We start from the raw sequence: 19,083 nt of genomic DNA, 5'->3' as shown, positions 1-19,083 counted from the left end.
GTCCACCTCCAACGTTCACCAGTGTGAACAGCGTCTCGCCTGATGGCTCGATCATGGTGGCACCGCAAAGGGCCGTGGGGAAGAGGCGTGCGCCTCCTTCCCCACGGCCCGGAACCCGCACCCACGGGCGGACGGTGAGCTGCCGTCAGGTCGCGGCCTGCGCCCCGCCCGCCGCGGGCGGGGCGGGGCGCGCGGCGGGCGGGGCGTCCGGCGGCTCGTCGGCGCCGAAGCGCCGTCCGCGCGCCTCCTTGCCCAGCAGGGTCAGCACGATCATCAGCACCAGCGTCGGCGCGACCGTCACGATCAGCGCCGTCGGGTAGCTGTAGTGCCCGGCGAGCGACTCCTGCAGCGGCAGGTTCAGCGCGGCGATGCAGTTGCCCAGCTGGTAGGTCACGCCCGGATAGAAGCCGCGGATCGCGTCCGGGCTGAGCTCGTTGAGGTGCGCGGGGATGACGCCCCACGCGCCCTGCACGCACAGCTGCATCAGGAACGAGCTCAGCGCGAGCAGCCCGGCGGTCCGCGACAGGGCGAAGAACGGCACGATCGGCAGCGCCACGATGCCCGCGATCACGATCATCCGGCGCCGGCCGATCCGCTCGGAGTAGGCGCCGAGCAGCGGCCCGCCGATCATCGCGCCGATGTTGTAGACGATCGCGATCCAGATGGCGGTGGTCGGCGTCATCCCGAGGCCCTTCTTGACGAAGGTCGGGTACACGTCCTGGGTGCCGTGCGACATCAGGTTGAACGCCGTCATCAGCAGCACCAGATAGACGAAGCGCTTCAGGACGACCGGGTTCCGGAAGATCTTGCGGGCGGGCGTGGTGTTGGCCTTCACCGACTCCTTCCACGCCTCGCTCTCCCCGACCCGGCTCCGTACGAACAGTGCCACCAGCGCGGGGATCAGGCTGAACGCGAACAGCCCGCGCCACCCGAAGGCCGGCTCGATGAAGAGGAAGGCGAGGGCCGCGAGCAGATAGCCGAAGGAGTAGCCGCCCTGGAGCATGCCGGACCAGAAGCCGCGCTTCTCCGCCGGGATCTTCTCCAGCGCGAGCGCGGCCCCGAGGCCCCACTCGCCGCCCATGCCGATGCCGTACAGCAGGCGGAGCACCAGCAGGACCGCGTAGTTGGGCGCGAAGGCGCAGGCGAATCCGACCACGGAGTAGAACAGCACATCGACCATGAGGGGGGTGCGTCTGCCGCGCTTGTCCGCCCACAGGCCGAAGACGAAGGCGCCCACCGGCCGCATGATCAGCGTGACCGTCGTCAGGAACGCCATGTCGGTGAGCGAGACGTGGAAGTCGTCCGCGATCTCGCTGTAGACGAGTACGACGAGGAAGTAGTCGAAGGCGTCCATCGTCCAGCCCAGATAGGCGGCGATGAACGCGTTGCGCTGGTCCCCGTTCAGACCGCGCGCTTGCTGCCACACCGTATTCAGCATTCGCGGACGCTAAGACCTGGTCCTAGGCATGTCAACGGCGTCGACACCGGCGGACGTGAGTCGAGGACAAAGCTTGACGCTGCTTGGCACGGCTTTGGCGCCCGTGGCAGAGCTGCGCGGCGCGGCGGGCCGCGTGGCCCGCCGCGCCGCGCGTGCGGCTCAGGTCCCGTAGACCTGGAACTCCCAGAGGGAGTCGCCGTACGGGGTGGACCGTGCCGTGCAGTTGACCCGCACATAGCGGCCCGAGCCGGTGACCGGGACGGTCTGGTTGCCGCCCGTGCCGTTGGTGGTGGAGTAGACGGTCGTCCAGGAGGTGCCGTTGGTGGACGTCTGGATCTGGTACGCGGTGGCGTACGCGGTCTCCCAGTTCAGCGCGACCTTGCTGAGCGTGCGGGTGGAGCCCAGGTCGACCTGGAGCCACTGCGGGTCGGAGAACCCGCTCGACCAGCGGGTGCCGGGGTTGCCGTCGACGGCGTTGGCGGCGGCGAAGCTGTCGTTCTCGGCCGACGACGCGGTCGCCGTCCTGCCCTGCGACAGGAGGGTGCCGTTGCCCGGCGGGTTGGTGCCGGTCCCGTCGGACGGTGTGCCGTACAGCGCCAACTCGTAGAGAGAGTCACCCCATTGGGAGGCTCTTGAGGTGGCGTAGACGCGCACGTATCTGCCGGATCCGGAGAGCGCGGTGTCCTGGATGTCCTGCGGGCTGTTGTTGTTGGTGTAGATCGTTCTCCAGTTGGTCCCGTCGTCGGACGTCTGCAACTGGTAGGCGGAGGCCGTGGAGGCCTCCCAGGTCAGCGTGGCGTGCGTGAGGTTGTACGACTTCCCGAGGTCGACCTGGAGCCACTGCGGGTCGGAGAAGCCGCTCGACCAGCGGGTGGTGATGTCGCCGTCCGTGGCGTTGGAGGCGGGGAAGTCCCCGCTCTCCGTGGAGGACGCGGTGGTCGGCTTCCCCTGGGCGATGTTCTGGCCCAGGTCGGCGTGGCCGGCCGGCGCCTTGTTGTAGACGGCGACGTAGTCGATGTTCATCGCGCCGCCCGAGACCGTGTTCGCGTTCGGCCCGCCGCCGAAGGCCGCGGGGAAGCCGCCGCCCATGGCGAGGTCGAAGATGATGTAGTACGAGTGGTCGACGGCGTTGGCCCAGGCGGTGGCGTCGACCTGGTCGGAGCGCAGGGTGAAGTAGTTCTGCCCGTCGAGGTACCAGCGGATCTGCTCGGGCGAGGTCGAGCGGTCCACCTCGACCGCGTACGTGTGGTAGCCGGTCTGGCAGCCCGCGCAGGCGTGTTCGCCGCTGCCCACGCCGCTGCTCTCGTTGCACGGCCCGCCGGGGCTCACCCCGCAGTGCAGCGTGCCGAAGACGGAGCTGCGGCCGTTGACGTCCTCCAGGATGTCGACCTCGCCCGAGCCCGGCCACGGCACGCCGATCCGCAGGGGCGAGCCGAGCATCCAGAACGCGGGCCAGTAGCCCGCGCCGTTGGCGGCCGTGACGTCCGGCTGCTGGATCGACGCCTGCATCCGCACGACCCCGCCGGGCTGCGCGCCGAACCCGTCGGCCTGCGTCTCGACCCGGCCCGAGGTCCAGCCGGAGTTGGGGTCGGTGCCCGAGTGCAGGGCCTTGAGCACCAGGTGGCCGTTGCCGTCCTGGTAGACGTTGGCCGTGCTGTTGGTCATCGTCTCGATCTCACCGGTGCCGAAGGTCCAGCCCTCGCCGGTGTCGTACCGCCAAGTACCGGTGTCGAGGCCGGTGCCCGCGGGACCGTTGAAGTCGTCGCTCCAGGTGGTGGTGAATCCGGCGGGCGCCGCGGGCACGGCGGACGGGGCGGCCGCCGCCTTCGGCGCCGCCTGCCGCGCCTGGGCCGCGGCGGCGGGGTGGTCGGCACCGGCGGGCTGCGCCGATGCGGCGGGCGACCCGGCGAACGCGACGGCCGCGGTGGCGACCACCGCGAGCAGCCCGCCGGCCAGGCGTCTGCGCCCGCTCGTGCGTCTGAACGACATCCGTACTCCTAGGCCTCGTGGGGGGTGCCGGCAACTGCACCCGGGCGGGCGTCAGTTGCCGTGCACAGGGGAGCTGAGAGCGCTCTCAGGAGAATCGACCCGGCTCGGACCACTGTCAAGAGAACGGGCACGTCCGCTTTCGCCCGCGCGCGGCGGCGCGGCGCACGGGGCCCGCGGGGGAGTGCGTACGGCCAACGGGGAGAGAAGACACGGCAGTCGGGAGCGCCCACGGAAAACGCCGGAGCCGCCCCGGTACGCGCGTACCGGGGCGGCTCCAGTGAGCGGGACGGATCAGACCAGGTCGAACCGGTCGAGCTCCATGACCTTGTGCCAGGCGGCGACGAAGTCCTTCACGAACTTCTCCTTGGCGTCGTCGCTCGCGTAGACCTCCGCGAGGGCGCGCAGCTCGGAGTTGGAGCCGAAGACCAGGTCGGCCCGGCTGCCGGTCCACTTCAGCTCGCCCGTGGACGCGTCGCGGCCCTCGAAGGTGCGCGAATCCTCGGTCGCGGGCGTCCAGTCGACGCCCAGGTCGAGCAGGTTGACGAAGAAGTCGTTGGTGAGCGACTCGGGGGTGTCCGTGAGGACGCCCGTCTTCGACTGCTGGTAGTTGGCGCCCAGCACCCGCAGGCCGCCGACGAGGACCGTCATCTCGGGGGCGCTCAGCTTGAGCAGGTTCGCCCGGTCGATGAGCAGGTACTCGGCGGGGAGGCGGTTGCCCTTGCCGATGTAGTTGCGGAACCCGTCCGAGGTCGGCTCCAGCGCGGCGAACGACTCCGTGTCGGTCTGCTCCTGCGTGGCGTCCGCACGGCCCGGCGTGAAGGGCACCTCGATGTCGAAGCCGGCCTTCTTGGCGGCCTGTTCGACGGCGGCGCCGCCCGCGAGCACGATCAGGTCGGCGAGCGAGACGCGCTTGCCGCCGGTCTGCGCGGAGTTGAACTCCTCCTGGACGGCCTCGAGGCCGCGCAGCACCGTCGGGAGCTGCTCCGGGTTGTTGACCTCCCAGCCGCGCTGCGGTTCGAGGCGGATGCGGGCGCCGTTGGCGCCGCCGCGCTTGTCGCTGCCGCGGAACGACGACGCCGAAGCCCACGCGGTGGACACCAGCTGGGACACCGAAAGGCCCGACGCGAGGATCTTGCTCTTGAGCGAGGCGATGTCCGCGGCGTCGACGAGCTCGTGCGTGACCTCGGGCAGCGGGTCCTGCCACACCAGGGTCTCGCTCGGGACCTCGGGGCCGAGGTAGCGGCCGACCGGGCCCATGTCGCGGTGGGTCAGCTTGAACCAGGCGCGGGCGAACGCGTCGGCGAACTCCTGCGGGTTCTGGTGGAAGCGCCGCGAGATCTGCTCGTACGCCGGGTCGACGCGCAGCGCCAGGTCCGTCGTGAGCATCGAGGGGGCGATCTTCTTCGAGGAGTCGTGGGCGTGCGGGACGGTGCCCTCGCCCGCGCCGTCCTTCGGCTTCCACTGGTTGGCGCCCGCGGGGCTCTTGGTGAGCTCCCACTCGTAGCCGAAGAGGTTGTCGAAGAAGCCGTTGCTCCACTGCGTGGGCGTGGTGGTCCAGGTCACCTCAAGGCCGGAGGTGATGGTGTCGGCGCCCTTGCCGGTGCCGAAGGTGTTGCGCCAGCCGAGGCCCTGCTGCTCAAGCGGCGCGGCCTCCGGGTCGAGGCCGACCGAGTCGGCGGGGCCCGCGCCGTGGGTCTTGCCGAAGGTGTGGCCGCCGGCGATCAGCGCCACGGTCTCCTCGTCGTTCATCGCCATGCGGCGGAACGTCTCGCGGATGTCGCGGGCGGAGGCCAGCGGGTCCGGGTTGCCGTTGGGGCCCTCGGGGTTGACGTAGATGAGGCCCATCTGCACGGCGCCGAGGGGCTCTTCGAGCTCGCGGTCGCCGCTGTAGCGCTCGTCGCCGAGCCAGGTCTTCTCGGGGCCCCAGTAGACGTCGTCCTCGGGCTCCCACACGTCCTCGCGGCCGCCGGCGTAGCCGAAGGTCTCGAAGCCCATGCTCTCCAGGGCCACGTTGCCGGCGAGGATCAGCAGGTCGGCCCAGGAAAGGCTCTGGCCGTACTTCTTCTTCACCGGCCACAGCAGGCGGCGGGCCTTGTCCAGGTTGACGTTGTCCGGCCAGCTGTTGAGGGGCGCGAAGCGCTGCTGGCCCGCACCGGCGCCGCCGCGGCCGTCGCTGATGCGGTACGTGCCGGCGCTGTGCCAGGCCATGCGGATGATGAACGGCCCGTAGTGGCCGAAGTCCGCGGGCCACCAGTCCTGCGATGTCGTCAGGACCTCGGCGATGTCCCGCTTCACGGCGGGCAGGTCGAGGGTCTTGAACGCGGCGGCGTAGTCGAAGTCCTCACCGAGCGGGTTGGCCACTGCGGGGTTCTTGGCGAGGATCTTCAGGTTGAGGCGCTTCGGCCACCAGTCGCGGTTGCCGCCGCCCTGGGTGGGGTGCGGGGCGCGCGTGTGGGCGACCGGGCAGCCGCCGATGCCGTCCGTGCCGTCGGTTTTCGGATCGGTGACGATTGCTTCGTGGTTCTCTGACAGCTCTGACTCAGACATGGGAATCCTTCCGGGCCTGGCGGATCACGGTGCGCGGGGACACGGTGCTCGGGGAGTGCGGGGATGCGGGTGCTCTGGCGGTGGACGGCGGCGGGAGCGCGGGGGCACGGGCCTCTGCGCCTCCCGGTCCCGCTCGCCGTCCCGGCCCTGGCGCCCGCCTCCGCCCCGCGGTGGGGCGAGGGAGGGCCGGGGCCGTCGTACGGGGCCGGGCGGGGTGACGCGCTGCCCGCACGGCAGGTGCCGTACCGCCGCCGCGGGCCCGTGCCGGCCGGCCGGCACAGGGTGCCGCCGTACGGGCGCCGGGCGACGGCACCGTACGGCCGGCGCGCGGCGGGGAGCCGGGCGCGGCCCGGCCGGGCGCGCGCCCCGGCGGCGACGGCTTCGGCGCCGGGACGGTGGCCGTCGTCGGCACGGTGGCCGTCGTCGGCGGCGGGCGGTGCGACGCGCGGGGTGCGGCCATCCGCGGACCGGGCACCGCGCGATTGCTCGGCGGTGATCCCCTCACGTCGCTGTCTCCTGCCGTGCTGAAGTCTTCCTGCCTCTTGGCTCTTGCAGGAACTGATCCTACGATGGACGGAGTCCAAGTCAAGAAGTACACCAAACGCATATCTGATCGGATTCCGGACGTCCGCTGGTAAACTTCGGGTATCCCACGAACCTGAATAGGTGAACCGACATGAGTGACCTGCTGGAGCGGCTGCGCGGGCGCGGCTGGCGGTTGACGTCGCAGCGACGTGTCGTCGCGCAGGTCCTCGACGGCGACCACGTGCACCTGACCGCCGACGAGGTGCACGCGCGTGCGGCGGAGCGGCTCCCCGAGATCTCCCGCGCGACGGTCTACAACACGCTGGGCGAGATGGTCTCCCTCGGCGAGATCATCGAGGTCTCCACCGACGGCCGCGCCAAGCGGTACGACCCCAACGCGCACCACCCGCACCAGCACCTGATCTGCTCCCGCTGCGGCACGGTCCGCGACGTCCACCCCACCGGCAATCCGCTCGCCGACCTGCCGCCCTCCGAGCGCTTCGGCTTCACGGTCGCCGAGGCCGAGGTCACCTACCGCGGGCTGTGCCCGGACTGCGGGTAGGACGGCTCCGCCGCGCCCCCGACCAGCCGTTGTCCGCCCCGCGCGCTCTAGCATGACGGGCGTGGAACTCCGCCAACTGCGGTACTTCGTGACGGTCGCCGAGGAGCTCAACTTCGGCCGGGCCGCCGAGCGGCTGCTGATCGCGGGCCCCTCCCTCTCCCAGCAGATCAAGGCGCTCGAACGCGACCTCGGCGTCCGCCTCTTCGACCGCGACCGCCGCTCCGTGGCCCTCACCGGGACGGGCGCTTCCCTTCTCCCGTACGCGAGGTCCCTGCTGGCGCAGGCCGACGACCTGCGCCACCGCGCCGCCCGGCTCGCCGGCTCCGCACCCGTGCGCCTCGGCCGGGTGAACTGGCTCCCCCCTGACCTGCGCGAGCGCACGGCGGCCGTGGCCCGCCTCCACATCGACACCTGGACCGCGCCCTCGCACACCCAGGCGGCGCGCGTCGCAGACGGCAGCCTCGACCTGGCCGTGTGCCGGGTCGGCACGGAGGACCTCGACCGCTACGGACTCACGGCCCACCTCCTCGGCGCCGACCGCCTCTACGCGGTCGCGCCCGCCGCCGGCTCCCCTCCCGGCCCCGGCGCGGTGCGCACCGCCGACACCGCGGTCCTCGTCGACGACGACACCTCCTGGTCGGCCTGGAACTCCTACGCCAGGCAACTGGCCCGCGACACGGGCGCCCGCGAGGTGCGCGTCCACGACGGCGGCATCACAGGCCCCGCCTTCTTCGACCACGTGCGCCGCTCCCCGCGCCCCCTCGTCAACTCGCCCAAGAGCCAGGACGACCCCCTCCCCCCTGACCTCGTGCGCCGCCCCCTCGTCGCTCCCGAGCCCTACTGGACCTGGTCCCTCGTCCTGCGCCGCAGCGAGCACCGCCCCGCCGTCCTGGCCACCGCCGACACCCTCACCACCACGGCCCGCCCCCCGAACCTCGCCCACCCCGCCGCCTGGCTCCCCCAGGACGACCCGCACCGACGGTGATCGGACGGCGAGGGCGTGTGCCAAGTCTGGTACATGGGTTAGTCTTGGTACATGTCCATGAAGCGCACGAACGTGTATGCCGATCCTGACGATCTTGCGATCATCAAGGACGCGGCGGCCCGGCGTGGGATCAGTGAGGCCGAGATCATCCGCCAGGGCATCCACCTGGCCGCCATGGCCAACCGGGTCTGGGACGAGCCGCTGTTCTCCCGCACCTTCGAGGGGCCTGGCCGTACGCCTTCGAAGGAGGAGGTGCGCGACGCGGTGGCCGACGCCGCCGAGCGGGGGACCCGGCCGGGAACCGACGCGTGATCATCGTCATCGCCGACACCTCGGGCCTGCTGGCCGCGTTGGACGCCGCGCACCCGGATCACCGGGGAGCCAACGAGGCGATCATGTCCGCCGGGCTCCTCGTGATGTCCCCGTTGCTGCTCGCCGAAATCGACCACGTCGCCACCCGGGAGCTGGGCCGTGAGGCGGCGATGAGCGCGGTCGACGACATCAGGCGCTGGATGAGCGTGAGCCGCGTCGTCGTGCCCGAGATCACGGAGTCCCATCTCGCCGCCGCCCAGTCCGTACGGCTCAGGTATGCCGCGCTCGACCTCGACCTGGCCGACGCGGTGAACGTCGCGCTGGCCTCGGAGTACGACACCGACGCGGTCCTCACCCTGGACCGCCGCGACTTCCGGGCCGTGCGCCCACTGGGCCGCCACAAATGCTTCCGCGTCCTGCCCGACGACCTGCCGGTCTGAGATCGCGAGGCGCCGTGGTTCAGGAGCCCTGAACTGCTGCACTGGCCCGCCATTCGAGCGCCTGCGGTACCTCGTTGAACTCGACGACGTGCTCGCCCGCATACCGCTCCAGCGCGTCGCGTACCTCGCTCGGCGTCACGTAGAAGAATTCCTTCCTGCGGTTGACGCGGTTGACGCGGCGCGAGGCGAACTCCTGGTGCAGTCGTGACTCCAGACCGACCGCGTCCTTGCTGAAGATGAAGGCGTGCACGTCGAAGCGGAAGGGGACGGCGGCCCCACTCAGTTCGTAGACGCGCTCAAGGGGCTCAAGTCGCCGAGTCATACCGATTTTCACGATGCTGTCGCCGAAGGCACCCACATTGGAGATCACGTAAACGTAACCGGTTCGCACGTTGGCCGCGCGAGCCTCCACGTCGTTCAGGGCCTCCTCGATGTCGGCGAGTTTCGCCTCCATCTCCCGGACCGCAGCGTGGTCGCCGCGTTCCCTCAGCCGTTCGAGCGCTGACTGGTAGTGCCCCAACTCCTTCTGGAGCTTTTCCCGCTCGCGGTCGAGTTCCCGCTGCGCGGCTGCCTCCTCGCGTTCACGAGCCCGGGCCTCGCGCTGTGCCTCCTTCTCCTCTTCCTTCTTCTGCAGGAAGTCCGCGGTCATTTCCAATTCCCGTACACGGGCGTTGTGGTAGGCGTCCGCAATGCGGATGTGCATGGTGGCGCCGAGCTTGGCGACGGTTTCCCGGCTCTTGTAGAGGCGGTCGACAAGAGAGGTGAGGCGATGGGGGCGCATGCTGCGCACCGCATAGTCTGCCTCGGCGTTGTATGCGCGCAGCATAAGCTTGGAGAAGTCGCGCACCATCTTGCGGCCCTCCCGCACTGAGCCGTTGACCGTCCAGTCCGTGGCCGCGAGTACGGCGCGGTTGGTGCGGGCGAGCTCCTTGATCTCGGCGCGCAGCGAATCCAGGGAACTGCGATAGGCGACGGCATCCTGCAATGGGTGGCGGTAGGCGTAGATGCCCACTTGCTGGAGCATGGCCGTCTCGTCGGTGGTGACGATCTGGGCCCGCAATTGGGTGAGCTTCGTCTCGGCCTTGAAGACCTCGCTACGGTGCCGGTCAGCATCTTTGCGGACGCGTTCGGTCTCTTGCGCCGTTCGCCGGGCGTCGGCTTTGATCTCTTTGACGACCTCGCGGGCTTCCTTGAGGATCGCCTCCGCTTCCTCGGCGGCCTGGATACGGATGCCCTCGGCTGTATCGTGCGTTTGCTGAATCAGTCGAGCCACCTCCAGAGCGTCGGCACCCTGAGTGTTCGAGATCCACGCACGCAACTGCTCGATCTCGGCAGGCCCTTCCCGGCGCAGTCTGCCCAGCAGGCCACCTCGCCGGGCAGGCGGCACGGTGGCGCCGCCTCCCGCGCCGGAAGGCTGCTGCGAGCGCTGATCGCCCGCAATGCCGCCCCAGGCCGTGGTGGTACCGGCTACGGAGTCGTTCGGCACCCACAGCTGCCAGCCGTCAGGCAACGGGGGCCAGGAAGGATCGGGTTCCCAGCCTGCCGGCGGCACCCAGCCGTCCGGTGGCGTCGGCCAGCCAGGCGGCGGGTTGAAGCGATAGCGGTTCATCAAGTCCCCCCAGATGTACGCGTCCGAGCCCTCAGCGCACTGCCTCCACGACCGTCGTCGAGAGGAAGGAGCAACGCTACACTCCGTGCGCTTTCGCATACAGACCGGCGACGACGACTCCGTTCGGCAGACCCGGGGCTGGAGTGATGCAGCAGCGTCCACAGGGCGGACCAAATGCCCCGCGAGCAGATGTCCGTTGGCCTCAGAAGCCGTCGCGGAGCCCGGGTTGTCAGCTGCCGGCACCTGTCAGCTGCCGGCACTCGTCCCGGCCGTCGGTTCCGTGTCCGCGGTGGCATGATCCCGAGGGCACGGCGGCGCGTCGGGCGTGCCGCCCCGGCGCAGGGTGAGCAGGGTGATCTCGCTCGGGGCGAAGACCCGGAAGGGCGGGCCCCAGAAGCCGGTGCCGCGGCTGGTGTAGAGCTGCGTGCGCTCGCCGTGCCGGCTCAGGCCCTGCACCACCGGCTGGTCGATGCGTACGAGGTGGTGGAACGGCCAGATCTGGCCGCCGTGTGTGTGCCCTGAGACCTGCAGGTCGACCCCGGCCGCGGCGGCCTGCCCGATGTACTTGGGCTGGTGGGCGACGAGCAGGACCGGCCGCTCGGGGTCCGCCCCCGCCAGCGCTTGGGCCAGGTTGGCGCGGTGCCCGGCAAGGCCGGAGGACTCCGCGGTCAGGTCGTCGACACCGGCGAGTACGAGCGCGTCACCGCCGCGCTCCACGACGACATGGCGGTTGTGCAGCGGCTCCCAGCCCAGGTCCGCCATGCGGTCGAGCCAGCCCTGCGCCTCCCCGAAGTACTCGTGGTTCCCCGTGACGTAGACCTTCGCGAGCCGCGAGCTGATCGTCCCGAGCGGCGCCGACTGCTCCCGGCGCTGGGCGGGCGTGCCGTCGGCGATGTCGCCCGCGTGGATCACGATGTCGGCGTCGAGCGCGTTGACCGCCTCCGCGATCCGCCGCGACCAGCCGGCCCGGTCGATCGGCCCGAAGTGGGTGTCGGCGAGGACGACGACGCGGGTGCCGTCGAGGCCGCCGCCGAGCCGCGGGACACGGACGTCGAGACGCCGTACCCGGGGCACGCGCATCGCCTCGTGATGCCCCCACGCCAGCAGCCCCGCGCCGACCGCGGCGACGGCCACGGCGACGCCCCGCGCCGTCCCGGTGCCGCCGAGGCCCAGCCCGATCAGCACGAGGTGCGCGAGCCCGCCGAGCACCGACCAGGTGAACAGCACCCAGACCACCCCGAGGGTGCTGTCCGCCCAGCGGGCCGCCCGGTCGGACCGCCCCCGCACATGGCCCGCCGCCACCAGGAAGGGGAAGGCGACCAGCAAGCCGGCGAAGACGACCGTGCCGGCGACGACGACAGGCACCGGCCAGCCCGCCCCGGAACCGAACAGCGTCCACCACGGCAGGACGAACAGCATCGCGAGCACGAGCAGCACCGCGCCCCCGCCCACCCACCGGCGCAGAGCCCGTGCGCGCCGCGGGCCGCCTCCGCCGTTCGGCCCGGCGGCGCTCCCCGACTCCCCGCTGCCGGAACCGGCCTCCGAACTCGCCCCCGACCCCGCCCGGCCGGATTCGCTGTCCGTGTCCATGCCCCTGCCCGTATCCCTGTCCGCCACCGTGCCACCGCCCTCAGGTCCTTGCGTCCCACCGCGGCCCCATCGTCCGCCACTCGTCCCCCACTCAACCACCACCCTCACGCAACTCCCTCACTCTCCCGCGTACTTGTGGCACCTACCGACGACGTGGTGCCCTGGTTGCCCGCAAGCAACCGACGTCAGGAAGGGGAACCACCCCCATGATCAGGCGAGTAGCGGCAGTGGCGGCACTGGTCGCGGCCACACTGGGTGTCACGGCCGGCGCCGCTTCGGCGCACCCGGCGCCGGAGCCGCGCGCGGCGGTGGTCACCCTGACCTACGACGCCAGTCGCGCGCCCCAGTGGGCGGACGCGATCGCGCAGGGCGCGAAGAACTGGAACGCCGCGGACCACAACGTACGCCTCGCGCCCGCGAGTTCGTCCAGTTCGGCCGATTTCGTCTACGTGGCGACCACCGGCTGGCCCCAGACGACGCTCGGCCCGATCGTCCCCGGCGGCAGGACGGGCCAGGTCCAACTGGGCCAGGAAGCGGTCGACGAGGGCTACGACATGACCCGTATCGCGGCCCACGAGACCGGCCACATCCTCGGCCTGCCCGACGACTACACGGGCCCCTGCTCGGAGTTGATGTCGGGCCACGGCCCCGGCACGTCCTGCACCAACGCCAAACCGAACGCGGCCGAGGCCGCCCAGGTCGACCGCAACTACGCCGGCACCACGGCCGCAGCCCCCTCCCTGCCCCGCCGCACCGTCGTCGACGCCCCGCCCGCCCTCGCCCCCTGACGGACGAGACACCGGTGAGAGGACAGGACCTTGGTCGAGGGATCGCAGCTTCTCGGCATCACGGCCGCCACGGCGCTGCTCATCGTCGTCCCCGGGCCGAGTGTCCTGTTCGTCATCGGGCGCGCCCTGTCAGGCGGCTACGGCCGGGCCCTGGCGAGCGTGGCCGGCAACACGCTCGGCTGCGCCGCCGCGGCAACCGCCATCACGCTTGGGCTCGGGCCGTTCATCCAGCGGTCCGACCTGGTGCTCGCGGTCATCCGCTACGCCGGTGCCGCGTATCTCGTCTGGCTCGGGATACGCGGCTGGCGCACCGCGGGAAAGCACCAGGACCCTGCCGCCGAGGCCGCCGAGGCCGCCGAACCTCCTGAAGCCCCTGCAAACGACGTCCCCGGGCCGGCCGTGCGCCGCGCCTTCCTGCCCGGGATCCTCGTCGGCGTCAGCAACCCCAAGGTCTACATCCTCTTCGCCGCGATCCTGCCCCAGTTCGTCGCACCGCACAGTACGACGCCCCTGATCGCGCAGATGCTGATCCTCGCCCTCGTACCCCTGTTGATCGGCCTGCTCTCCGACAGCGCCTGGGCGCTCCTCGCCGGAAGCGCACGATCCTGGTTCCTCGGCTCCCGCGGCCGCCTGCGGACCGTCAACCGCGCCGGAGCCGCCGCGATCGCGGGCCTCGGCGCCACCATCGCCCTGGAGGGACTCCGCCAGAACTGAGCACGAGCCCGGCACGGTGACGCTCGCGGGCGCCGAACTCGGGTGTCGGCCTCATCGGCCTCATCGGCCTCAGGCGAGGAAGCCGCCGTCCACGGCGAGGTGCGCCCCGTTGACGTAGGACGCGTCGTCGGACAGGAGGAAGGCGATCGCGGTGGCGATCTCCTCTCCGGTGCCGACGCGGCGCAGGGGGATGCCGGTGTCGGCGACCGCCCGGGTTCCTTCGGGGTTGGACCGGGTGAGCTCGGTGTCGATGACCCCGGGCTGCAGCTCGTTGATGCGGATGCCCTGCGGCCCGTACTCGATGGCCGCGGAACGGGTGAGGCCGCGCATGCCGTGTTTCGAGGCGGCGTAGTCGCGGGGCTGGTGGCCGCGGTCGGCGAAGACGCTCGACACGTTGACGATCGCGCCGCCGCCCGCGGCGAGGATCGCGGGGACCTCGTACTTCAGGCCGTAGAAGACGCTGGACAGGTCGGTTTCGATGACGCGTCGCCAGTCCTCGACGCTCTCCTCGTGGAGGGGGGTGAAGACGCCGGAGACGCCGGCGTTGTTGACCGCGTAGTGCAGGCTGCCGAACTCCTCGACGGTGCGGGTGACGGCGTGTTCGACGTCCTCGGGCTTGCTGACGTCGGCAGGGACGGCGAGCACGCGTCCGCCGTTGGCGGCGATCTCGGCGGCGACCTCGTCGAGCCTGTTCTCGCGGCGTCCGACGATCGTGACGGCGGCGCCGCGCTCGGCGAGGAGGATCGCGGTGGAGCGGCCCATGCCTGAGCCGGCGCCGGTGACGAGGGCGACCTTGTCGTTGAATCGGGTCATGGTGTGGATTCCTGCCTCAGTTGTCGGACGGGAGGCCGACGGGGTACTCGGCCCCGAAGTCCGTCGAGCCGGAGACGGTCTGCCAGGTGCTCGCCTCGGCGATCTGGGCCTTTGAGTAACGGATGGCCGAGGCGGCGGCGCCTGCGCCGAGTACGAGGTGGCCGGGCAGGTGCTCGCGGGCGGCGACGCGGACGAGGATCTCGGCGGCACGCCGGGGGTCTCCTGCGGTGAAGCTGCCGTTGCCGCGGCGGACGAGGTCGGCGAAGGCGCCGACCGTCTGCCGGTAGTCCTCGGGGATGCCGTGGAGCTCCATCGACGAGCCGGCCCAGTCGGTGGCGAAGCCGCCGGGCTCGACCACGAGGTAGCGGATGCCGAAGGGGGCGGTCTCGGCTGCCAGTGCCCGGGTGAGGCCGTCGACGGCGAACTTCGCCGACTGGTACGCGCCGAGCCCGGGGGTCAGGCCGACGCGGCCGCCGATGGACGAGAACTGGATGACGGTGCCGCCGCCCTGCCTCTTGAGGATCGGCAGAGCCGCCGTCGAGACGTTGTAGACGCCGAAGAAGTTCGTCTCGAACTGGCGCCGGAACTCTTCGGCCGACGTCGTTTCGACCGGGGCGACATTCGCGTAGCCCGCGTTGTTCACGACGACGTCGATGCGGCCGAAGCGAGCGGCGCCCGCCTCCAGCGCATCCGAAGCCGCCGAGGCGTCCGTGACGTCGAGCGCCACGGGAAGGACGCGGTCGCCGTACTTCTCTGCGAGGTCCGCGAGCTGCTCGGGACGGCGGGCGGTCGCGACGACCCGGCCGCCGGCTTCAAGAGCGGCGACCGCCAGTGCGCGGCCGAAGCCGCGGGAGGAGCCGGTGATGAACCATGTCTGTATAGCGCTCATGTAGTTAGTCAAACACGGTTGCACTAATAGTGCAACGCGATTGCGTTAGCTTTTGGCCCGGGAAGTGGTAGCTCGTGACGTGCATGGACGATGCGTCGGCGATCTGAAGGGATGCCATAGTGCAACATGCTTCGTGTTATGGTTCGTCGCCATGACCACGACGGGCTTCGAGCGGGCGCGTAGCGCCGAGGCGAAGAACATGCGCCAGGCGGCGATCCTCGACGCCGCCGCGCGCCTTGCTGCCGAGCGCAGCGTGCGCGAGATCACGCTGACCGAGATCGCGGCGGCGGTCGGGATGCACAAGAGCACGATGACGCGGTACTTCGAGACGCGTGAGGAGATCTTCCTCCGCTTGTCGTCGGCCGCGTGGGAGGACTGGTCGCAGGCGGTGCGGGTGCGGCTCGTCGAGCTCGCCGCGCACGTCGGGACAGCGCCCGCCGGCGAGCGGGCGGCGGCTGTGGCCGACGTGCTCGCGGAGACGCTGGTTGCGCGGCCCCTGTTCTGCGACCTTCTGGCGCAGACGCCGATCAACCTGGAGCGCGGTGTCTCGCTGGAGGCCGTCCGCGGTTACAAGGTCCAGGCGATCGCGGCGTCCCGCTCCGTGGCCGCGGCGGTTTTGGATGTCGTCCCGCTGTCACAGGACGAGGCCGGGAACGTGGTCGCCGCCGCCACCGCGCTCGCGGGCGCGTTCTGGCAGATGGCCGCGCCGGGCACGGAGCTGCGTCGCTTCTACGAGCAGACTCCCGAGCTCGCGCACGCTGTTGTCGATGTCGGCCCCCGGCTCGCCGGCCTCCTCACCGCGACCCTCCGCGGCTACGCGCAGTAGGAACGCGAAGGGGCCGGGGGATCACCCAGCGGGCCCTCTGCGTCAGCGGTGCGGTCGGTCCGACGCCGGCGGCGCGGTCGCTTCGGCCGAACTCGACGGTGCCGAGCCGGAGATGCCGAGCCGGAGCAGCATTCCGAGGACTGTCCTCGCTCCGCGCGTGTCTGCTCCTCTCCTTTGTGTAGCGGATGGACGGCGGCGTGCGAGGGTGCCGCGGCGCCCGCCCGTTCAGTCCTGGTCGGGCAGGAGGTAGTGGACGTAGTCGGGCAGTCCGCGCAGTGCGGAGCCGCCGTCGACGAGGAGGTTGACGCCGGTGATCCAGCCGGCGTAGTCGCTGGCGAGGAAGACGACCGCCTTGGCGATGTCGGCGGGCTCGCCGTAGCGGTCTATCGAGAAGGAGCGGTGCCAGGCCGCCTCGAACTCCGGGGTGACGACGCCTTCGCCGATCGGGGTGGCGACCGCTCCCGGGGAGACCGTGTTGACGCGGATGCCGTACCGGCCGGCCTCCAGGGCGGCGACCTCGGTGAACTTCGCGACGCCTGCCTTGGCTGCGGTGTAGTGCGCGTTGCCGCGGGTGGCGCCGAAGGTCTCGACGGAGCCGGTGTTGACGATGGCGCCCTTGGTGCCGCTCGCCTTCATGCGGGCGATGGCCTCCTTCGTGGAGAGGAAGGTGCCCTTCAGATGCGTGTCCACCACCGAGTCCCAGTCGCTCTCCGGCAGTTCGGTGATCGTGTCGAGGGTGCTGTTGCCGGCGTTGTTGACGACGATCGCGACGGGGCCGAGCTCGCCCTCCGCAGTGTCGTAGGCGCGGCGGATGTCCTCGGCGATGCCCGTGTCGGCGGCGACGCCGATGGCGCGGCGTCCCGGGTGGGCGGCGGTGAGGGCTGCGGCCGCGGCGGTGATCTCGTCCTGCTTGCGGGAGGTGATCACGACATCGGCGCCGTGGGCCATGAGGTGGTCGGCTTCGGCGTAGCCGATGCCCTTCGACCCGCCCGTGACGAGGGCGGTGGTTCCGACGAGTTCCATGAGCGTGCTTCTTTCCGGACCGGATGCGGGGCGGGCGCCCGCGGGTGAGGTGGGAGCGCGGCGGGCGCCCCGCGGGTGAGGTGGGAGTGCCCGGCCTCCGCCGGGCGGCAAGGGGAGGAGCCGGGGCGCGGAGGCCGGGCGAGGAGGGGAGCGGTACGGGTCAGTTCTCGTCGAAGGCGACGGACTCGCTCAGCTCGCGGTTGCGGGCGTCGGAGTCGGCGAGGGCCCGGGCCGCCTGGCCGGCGTACTGCACGGCGTCGGAGCCGACGAGGAGACGCACCGGCGGCTCGGGCAGTTCGAGGACGCGCTGGATGAGCTGTCCGACCTTGGCCGGGTCGGTGGGCTCGGTGCCCGTGGCCTTGCGGATCATGTCCGCGAAGACGCCGACCGTCTGCCGGTAGGGCTCGCTCACCGGCGGGATCTTCATCGAGGGGCCGGCCCAGTCGGTGCGCATGCCGCCCGGCTCGAGGACGGTCACCTTGATGCCGAGCGGCCCCACTTCCTGCGCGAGCACTTCGGAGAAGCCCGCGACTGCCCACTTGGCGGACTGGTAGGCCGCAAGGCCAGGCGAGCCGATGCGGCCGCCGAGCGAGGAGACCTGGAAGATGTGGCCTGAGCCCTGCTCGCGCAGGATCGGCAGCACGGCCTTCGTGACGTACACGGTGCCGAGGAAGACCGTGTCGATCTGGGCGGTGAAGTCCTCGATCGTCACGTCTTCGACCGCGGCGGTGTCGGCGTAGCCGGCGTTGTTGACCACCACGTCGATGCGGCCGAAGCGCTCGACGGCGGCCGCGACGGCGGTGGCGGCCGCGGCGGAGTCGGCGACATCCAGGGCCACGGGGTAGACGTTCTCGCCGTACTTCTCGACCAGGCCGCCCAGCTGCTCGGGGCGGCGTGCGGTCGCGACCACCTGGGCGCCCGAGCTCAGCGCCGTCTCGGCGATCGCGCGGCCGAGGCCGCGGGAGCTGCCTGTGATGAACCAGACCTTCGACATGCCGTCTGTCCTCTCGCTACTTATTGAACAGTCATTCAAGAGGAGAAGCTAGGCCTGTCGCCGCAAGTTGTCAAATGACCGTTCAATAAATATGATGAGGGTCATGGCTATCCGCGACCCCGAGAGCAAGAAGCGCAGCCTGCTGGACGCCGCGCTGAGCGAGTTCGCCGCGAACGGCCTCGTCGGCACCCGTGCCGACGCCATCGCCGCGCGCGCCGGCTGCAGCACCGGGCTCGTCTACACCTACTTCGGCAGCAAGGAGGGCCTTTTCGACGCCGTCCTCGACGACATCACCGAGCGCACCGTCGAGTTGATGCCGATCACCGCGGACGACCTGCCCGGCTACGCCGTCCGGCTCTACGAAGCCGGCACCGCGTCCCCTGAAGTCGACCGCTTCGTCGCCTGGTACGAACTCGAACGGGACGGTGACCGCGAGGGCCGGGAGTCGGTGGCCGACGCGATGCGCGAGAAGATCGCGGAGGTCGCTGCCGCACAGCAGGCCGGCCGGGTCTCCGCCCGGCTCGGCGCGGCCGAGCTCGTGCTCGCCGTTCAGACCATCGCGCGCATGTGGGCCACCCCGCCAAGCGATGTCGTCGCCGCCGCCGGAGTCAGCGAGGCGGCGCGACGCGAGGCCGTCCGCACAGCCGTGGAAACCCTGACCGCGCCGTAGCCACCGCCCCGCGTCGAGCCGCTGCCTGACCCTGTGCCCGCGCCGCGTGCTGGGGCCGCAGAGATGTTCGGCTGGAACTGAGAGATCGTGTCAGTTGGTGAGGCTGCGGTGGTTGGTGATGAGGCTGGCGGCGGTGGCGGCCGGGATGTGCTCGGGTTTGCGTGCGCGGCGGCGGTGCGGACGAGGGCGGCCGGCGGGCCGGGCCATGGTGCGTTCGACGAACAGGAGTGACGGCCCAGGCGGGCGGCCGGACCCGGCCAACTGCAACCCTCAACGTCGTTGGCCCCCGCAGCGAGCTGCGGGGGCCAACGACGTATGCCCGGTGAGAGCATGAGCGGAGGATACGAGATTCGAACTCGTGAGGGGTTG

The 19,083-nt window shown here is 71.1% G+C and carries 17 protein-coding genes; 8 read left to right on the top strand and 9 right to left on the bottom strand.

The genetic code is table 11. The features are described 5' to 3' along the window. Positions 1-145: 145 nt before the first annotated feature. From AB0910_RS24175 to katG, 3 genes are all read right to left on the bottom strand, one after another. The gene (locus AB0910_RS24175; protein WP_366746721.1) at positions 146-1,438 is read right to left on the bottom strand and encodes an MFS transporter; all 1,293 of its coding nucleotides are present in this window, start codon (positions 1,436-1,438) and stop codon (positions 146-148) included. Positions 1,439-1,597: 159 nt separating this feature from the next. Next, a complete protein-coding gene (locus tag AB0910_RS24170; protein ID WP_366746720.1) occupies positions 1,598-3,427 on the bottom strand; it encodes a discoidin domain-containing protein in 1,830 nt (609 codons plus the stop codon). A 291-nt stretch (positions 3,428-3,718) separates the two neighbouring features. Next, positions 3,719-5,959 (bottom strand): catalase/peroxidase HPI, encoded by a 2,241-nt coding sequence (gene katG / locus AB0910_RS24165; RefSeq protein WP_366746784.1) that lies wholly within the window; start codon positions 5,957-5,959, stop codon positions 3,719-3,721. Positions 5,960-6,650: 691 nt separating this feature from the next. Between katG and AB0910_RS24160 the strand changes: the two genes are divergently transcribed. The 4 genes from AB0910_RS24160 to AB0910_RS24145 are packed head-to-tail and all read left to right on the top strand — an operon-like array spanning position 6,651 to position 8,798. Further along, complete coding sequence (locus AB0910_RS24160; RefSeq protein WP_366746719.1) at positions 6,651-7,061, top strand: Fur family transcriptional regulator; 411 nt, start codon at positions 6,651-6,653, stop codon at positions 7,059-7,061. A 52-nt stretch (positions 7,062-7,113) separates the two neighbouring features. Next, positions 7,114-8,046: a LysR family transcriptional regulator gene (locus AB0910_RS24155; protein WP_366746718.1), complete on the top strand. Its 933-nt coding sequence runs from the start codon at positions 7,114-7,116 to the stop codon at positions 8,044-8,046. A 51-nt stretch (positions 8,047-8,097) separates the two neighbouring features. Beyond that, a complete protein-coding gene (locus AB0910_RS24150; RefSeq protein ID WP_366746717.1) occupies positions 8,098-8,358 on the top strand; it encodes a CopG family transcriptional regulator in 261 nt (86 codons plus the stop codon). Continuing rightward, positions 8,355-8,798 carry a PIN domain-containing protein gene (locus tag AB0910_RS24145; RefSeq protein ID WP_366746716.1) on the top strand — a complete coding sequence of 148 codons (444 nt, stop codon included), beginning with the start codon at positions 8,355-8,357 and terminating at the stop codon, positions 8,796-8,798. The genes AB0910_RS24150 and AB0910_RS24145 overlap by 4 nt, the downstream gene beginning before the upstream one ends. Positions 8,799-8,817: 19 nt before the next feature. Here the strand turns inward: AB0910_RS24145 and AB0910_RS24140 are convergent, their stop codons facing one another. Both AB0910_RS24140 and AB0910_RS24135 read right to left on the bottom strand, forming a co-directional pair. Further along, positions 8,818-10,407 (bottom strand): DUF4041 domain-containing protein, encoded by a 1,590-nt coding sequence (locus AB0910_RS24140; RefSeq protein WP_366746715.1) that lies wholly within the window; start codon positions 10,405-10,407, stop codon positions 8,818-8,820. A gap of 246 nt (positions 10,408-10,653) precedes the next feature. After that, positions 10,654-11,826, bottom strand: coding sequence for a metallophosphoesterase (locus tag AB0910_RS24135; RefSeq protein WP_366746783.1), 1,173 nt, complete (start codon positions 11,824-11,826; stop codon positions 10,654-10,656). Between the two features lie 377 nt (positions 11,827-12,203). Between AB0910_RS24135 and AB0910_RS24130 the strand changes: the two genes are divergently transcribed. Together AB0910_RS24130 and AB0910_RS24125 are read left to right on the top strand one after the other, a co-directional pair. Beyond that, positions 12,204-12,785 (top strand): snapalysin family zinc-dependent metalloprotease, encoded by a 582-nt coding sequence (locus AB0910_RS24130; RefSeq protein WP_366746714.1) that lies wholly within the window; start codon positions 12,204-12,206, stop codon positions 12,783-12,785. 30 nt (positions 12,786-12,815) lie between these two features. After that, positions 12,816-13,499, top strand: coding sequence for a LysE family translocator (locus tag AB0910_RS24125; RefSeq protein ID WP_366746713.1), 684 nt, complete (start codon positions 12,816-12,818; stop codon positions 13,497-13,499). A 69-nt stretch (positions 13,500-13,568) separates the two neighbouring features. On the opposite strand, the gene AB0910_RS24120 is transcribed toward AB0910_RS24125, so the two are convergent. Beyond that, complete coding sequence (locus tag AB0910_RS24120) at positions 13,569-14,312, bottom strand: SDR family NAD(P)-dependent oxidoreductase (protein WP_366746712.1); 744 nt, start codon at positions 14,310-14,312, stop codon at positions 13,569-13,571. A 16-nt stretch (positions 14,313-14,328) separates the two neighbouring features. Next, positions 14,329-15,201 (bottom strand): SDR family NAD(P)-dependent oxidoreductase, encoded by an 873-nt coding sequence (locus AB0910_RS24115; protein WP_366746711.1) that lies wholly within the window; start codon positions 15,199-15,201, stop codon positions 14,329-14,331. 151 nt (positions 15,202-15,352) lie between these two features. Here AB0910_RS24115 and AB0910_RS24110 point away from each other — a divergent pair, with 151 nt between their 5' ends. Then, positions 15,353-16,027: a TetR family transcriptional regulator gene (locus AB0910_RS24110; RefSeq protein ID WP_366746710.1), complete on the top strand. Its 675-nt coding sequence runs from the start codon at positions 15,353-15,355 to the stop codon at positions 16,025-16,027. A 225-nt stretch (positions 16,028-16,252) separates the two neighbouring features. On the opposite strand, the gene AB0910_RS24105 is transcribed toward AB0910_RS24110, so the two are convergent. Both AB0910_RS24105 and AB0910_RS24100 read right to left on the bottom strand, forming a co-directional pair. Next, the gene (locus AB0910_RS24105) at positions 16,253-17,050 is read right to left on the bottom strand and encodes an SDR family NAD(P)-dependent oxidoreductase (RefSeq protein WP_366746709.1); all 798 of its coding nucleotides are present in this window, start codon (positions 17,048-17,050) and stop codon (positions 16,253-16,255) included. A gap of 160 nt (positions 17,051-17,210) precedes the next feature. Further along, a complete protein-coding gene (locus AB0910_RS24100; RefSeq protein ID WP_366746708.1) occupies positions 17,211-18,044 on the bottom strand; it encodes an SDR family NAD(P)-dependent oxidoreductase in 834 nt (277 codons plus the stop codon). 103 nt (positions 18,045-18,147) lie between these two features. On the opposite strand from AB0910_RS24100, the gene AB0910_RS24095 reads away from it, so the two are divergent. After that, the gene (locus AB0910_RS24095; protein ID WP_366746707.1) at positions 18,148-18,714 is read left to right on the top strand and encodes a TetR family transcriptional regulator; all 567 of its coding nucleotides are present in this window, start codon (positions 18,148-18,150) and stop codon (positions 18,712-18,714) included. The last annotated feature ends 369 nt before the right edge of the window (positions 18,715-19,083 follow it).

Origin of the sequence: Streptomyces sp. NPDC047002, from assembly GCF_040704505.1 — a bacterium.
In the GTDB taxonomy this organism is placed as follows: Bacteria; Actinomycetota; Actinomycetes; order Streptomycetales; family Streptomycetaceae; genus Streptomyces.
Note: the sequence above shows the minus strand (reverse complement) of the source record. Positions and strands in the feature narration are given on the sequence as shown.